The sequence below is a fragment of the Sphingobium olei genome (assembly GCF_042678845.1).
GTDB classification, from domain to species: domain Bacteria; phylum Pseudomonadota; class Alphaproteobacteria; order Sphingomonadales; family Sphingomonadaceae; genus Sphingobium; species Sphingobium olei.
On sequence record NZ_JBHTLS010000065.1, the window covers coordinates 1 to 4,086 of the forward strand.

Consider the following 4,086-nt stretch of genomic DNA (forward strand, 5'->3'; position numbering starts at 1 on the left):
AATACCGATACCATAACTGTCCATGTAAACTGTGTCCAGTGTGATGGCGAAAGGCTTGCAGTCACGGGGGTCTTTCAACAGTATCAGCGACCGTGTCCACTCCGTTCGCTACGACGCCCTGGCAGGCTGCGCGCATCGAAATGCCCGGCGGTCGCCGGTCGTGGACGGTATTGGATGATGACGGCGATGTCGTCGAGTGCCTTCGTCACTGGATCGTCCATCTCGAACAGACCCATGCGTCACCAAACACGATCCGCGCTTATGTTCGCCACGTTGTGGACTTCGCTAGCTTCCTCGGCGCAAACGGCGCCGGCATCCATGAAGCCACGGTTGCGCTGTATGACAGCTTCCTTGCCTGGCGGCTTGCCCGCCGAAAGGATGCGCTGCCAAGTCCTCGGCTGATCCTGCTACGCAAGCAGGAAACGCGGATTCTGGCACCATCGACGCGCAACCAGATCCAGCTCGCGGTCAAATCGTTCTACCGCTTTTACAACGGCACTGACGACTTCGCGGTCGATACGACCGAGGTCACAAAGGCCTATGACGGCCACCGGATCTACAAGCCGTTCCTTGAGCATATCAGCCAGCGACGGACGACACGGCGCAAAGACCGTTATCTCTCGGGCGATCCCGGCCGGGTCCAGCAGCAGGTGCTCAAGAAGCGGCTGACGCCGAGCGAGGTTCTGCGGCTGATCGAGGCCTGCGGGCTCGCGCGCGACGCCTTCCTGGTCGTGCTGCTCTACAACACCGGCCTTAGGATCGGTGAAGCGCTGGGCCTGCGCCATGTCGATATCGATCTCGCCGAAAAGGTCATCTGGGTCGTTCCGCGCGAAGACAATGCCAATGAGGCCCGTGCGAAATCGGGCCGGACGCGCGGTGTGCCGGTGCACGACTACGTGCTCAACATGTACGTCGATTACATCACCAGCGACGAATATCTGCCAGCCTTCGAGTCCGGCGCCGAGTACGTCTTCACCAATGTCAAAGCCGGCGTCATCGGGCACGCCATGAGCCTGTCCTACGCGCAGAAGCTCGCGGGCCTGCTGGAGCAGCGCACCCATATCGCCTTCAGCTGGCACATGTTCCGCCACAGCCATGCATCCGAGGCGATCGCGGCGGGATACAGCCTGCTCGAAGTGGCCGACCGGCTCGGGCATGCCAGCCCGCAAACGACAGCGGCGTTCTATCAGCACCTGTTCGCCTCGGAAATCCGCAGGCTTTACCTCACAGGACCCGACGAGGTGCATGAAAGGCTTGAGAAACTTCGCGAGGCTGAGCTGCTCGGAAAGGATCTGCGATGGGCCTGACGCCGCTGGCGCTCGTCGGCGGCACGCCGCACGATACCGATCGCTACAACAACTGGCTTGAGGGGCGCCTCGCGGAGATATCCCCCCTCCTCGTCGCCAATCCCATTTGGTCGGACGCCATGATGGGTGAGGTGTTCGGCCATCCCTGGCTGAGCCAGACATACGCAAGCTTGCCGCTTCAGGCTGCGGTTCCGGTACTCACCAACGAGATCAAGGCTTACCTGGCGGTATCCGTTCTCGACGATCGCAAGGCGGACGCCCACTGGTTCCAGCGCCGGATCCCGGTGATCCGCTATCTGGTAGAGGAAGGCGCGGACCTGCTTGGTCACTTTGAGGCGGGCTGCCTTGCCGACATCCCTCACCCCGGCTTCGCGCCATCAGATGACGAGGGTGCGCGCAAACGGAACCACCACAACGATGCAGTGCTGGAGTGCTACGCCGCCTGGTATGGCGCGAATTATGGACGGCGCAGGCAAAGCCAGACCCGCCAGTGGATCCGGGGCGGCAAGATCGTCACCAGCGAGTTCCGCTCACCGGAAGTGCAGCTGTTCGGTGATATCCATCGCTTCGCGATCATCAACCGGGCGCAGATGGCACCGATGCATGACCGCGACATCATCCTGCTCAACGATCTCTACAGCGAGGAGGACACACGCTTCCGCGATCGGCAACGGCGAAGCGACACCTATATCAACTTCCTGAACTTCGAGCCGTGGCTGCGCCCGCTGATGCGCGGCTTCCTGCTCGACAAGGTCGCACATGGGGAATTTGCGCCAAGAACGGTGATCGCGATGCGATCTCGGTTACGGCTGTTTGCGCAGTTCCTCCACGAAGAATCCGTCGCTGGTCCTGCGAAGATCAACGAACTAACGATGGAGCGCTATCTTGCATGGGGAAACGCGCGCAATGCCGCCGGCAAGAACTGGTACACCGACATCGTCCAACTGATGCGGGCAGCACCGGTGCTACTGCCGGGGGAATGGCCGCGGATCGCGCTCGACAAGCGCGCGGCGCGGCGCATCCGTTACAAGCAGGCACCGGATGACCCGCGCAACCGGCTCTACGCTTCGCGAGAGGGCGCCAACCGGGCGGCGCCTCCTGAGGCCTTGGCCGCGATGATGGCCAGGCTCGATGAACTGCCTGCCCCTATCCCGGTAATCTTCATGATCGGGATCACCACCGGTGCGCGAGCCGAAGACCTGCATGCCTTGCTCTTCGACTGCCTGCGGCCCGATCCGCACGACAAGCGGTTCATGCTGTTCACGTTCTGGCAGAACAAGGTCAGCCGCTGGAACACCAAGCCCTTGCTGGCGACCGATCCCGCGCACCGGGCCATGATCGAGTTGATCGAAGCCCAGCAGGATCGCGTCCGGCAGCGTTACGGGCGCGCCACGAAATACCTGTTCCCCGTCTTTTACGGCAAGCGGGAATCGTTCCTCGGCTACAACTGGACCTTGCAGGAGCTCAGGATGCTGTGCCTCAGGCACGGGATCGTCGATGGCGAAGGCAAGCCGTTCGACTTCTCATGGCATCCGTTGCGCCACCATCGAGGGACACAAATGGCGGCCGAAGGCCACGACATCCTGAGCATCATGTTCGAGCTCGGCCATGCCTCGCCGGATATGGCGTCGATGTACGTCAACAAGCGTCTCGATCTCAAGAAGAACGCCTTGCTGCGAAAGGGTGGCGGCCAGTTCTTCACAATCGCGGGCAAGGTCGACGAAGCGGTCGGCGATCTCCTGCTGCGCAAGGAAACCATGCTGGCCACGCGGGTCTGCGGCGGCGCCTGCACGCTGCCAGGGCAACTCGGCGAATGGTGCGAGCACGCCCACGCCTGCCTGACCTGCCGGTTCTTCCGCGCCGATGGCGGCGACGTGGAGCACTTCCGCTGTGAACGGGCCGGACTTTACGCCGCGATCGAAGGGCTCGAGCAGGAAGCGCAGAACTACGAGGAAGGCGGACAGACCCGCATGGCCGACATCACGCGCAAGCGCCTGCAACGCAATAAGGATGCGGTCCACAACACCGACACCATCATCCGCTCCATCGAGGAGCACGGCCTCTACAAGGGTGAAAAGCAGCGCTACAGGCCGGCCACTGCTCGAGAGGAAGCGACGTCATGACCATGGGACCGGATCTGCGGATCGCAACACTCAACGATGCCCGCAGCCGTCGTAGCGCAGAGAAGCGCGCTGCAGTCGAGGATGCGATCATGCGGCTGCGCGACACCAGGCAGGCTGTGACGTTCGTCTCGGTGGCACGTGAAGCAAAGGTCAGCCGCCAGTACCTCTACAACAACTTCGCCGACGAGATCGGCGAGGAACGCGTCGAAACCCGCGCGGAAACCGAGGTGATAGACGGCAAGAAGGTCCCGCTGCGAACGCCCGAGGAATATCGGCACATCGAAGCGGCACTCCGCAACAAGATCGAGCGCCTTGAGACCGAGCTCCGGGATGCCCGTGCCGAAAGGGCTAAGGCGGACCGAACGGCCGAGCGTGAGCGCGGTAAGGCGGAACACTGGCGTCAGCTCTACACGGCTGTCCTAGCTCGCGTATCACCGGGACAGTCGCCCGAGCCGCTGCCCTCCTCTGAAGACTGAACCGTCACGCTGCGATCGGGTTACGATCAAGCGAGTAGGAAGTGAGCCGCCTACGGCGTCTTGCACTTCCAACTCCCTTGATCGTCCAAATTATGAGCGAAACACAATGGACAGGTTTATCGCCTGCAAACCATTGAAACTAGGACACAAGACACGAATTGGTGTTGATATATGTAAAAT

The 4,086-nt window shown here is 61.7% G+C and carries 3 protein-coding genes; all 3 read left to right on the forward strand.

All coding sequences use genetic code 11. The features are described from left to right. The first annotated feature begins 170 nt into the window (after positions 1 to 170). Genes ACFQ24_RS04295 through ACFQ24_RS04305 form a run of 3 tightly spaced genes read left to right on the forward strand, consistent with a single transcriptional unit; the run spans position 171 to position 3,906 of the window. Positions 171 to 1,307: a tyrosine-type recombinase/integrase gene (locus ACFQ24_RS04295; RefSeq protein WP_380909246.1), complete on the forward strand. Its 1,137-nt coding sequence runs from the start codon at positions 171 to 173 to the stop codon at positions 1,305 to 1,307. After that, positions 1,298 to 3,430 (forward strand): tyrosine-type recombinase/integrase, encoded by a 2,133-nt coding sequence (locus ACFQ24_RS04300; protein WP_010890943.1) that lies wholly within the window; start codon positions 1,298 to 1,300, stop codon positions 3,428 to 3,430. The genes ACFQ24_RS04295 and ACFQ24_RS04300 overlap by 10 nt, the downstream gene beginning before the upstream one ends. Next, a complete protein-coding gene (locus ACFQ24_RS04305) occupies positions 3,427 to 3,906 on the forward strand; it encodes a hypothetical protein (protein WP_011445585.1) in 480 nt (159 codons plus the stop codon). The genes ACFQ24_RS04300 and ACFQ24_RS04305 overlap by 4 nt, the downstream gene beginning before the upstream one ends. The last annotated feature ends 180 nt before the right edge of the window (positions 3,907 to 4,086 follow it).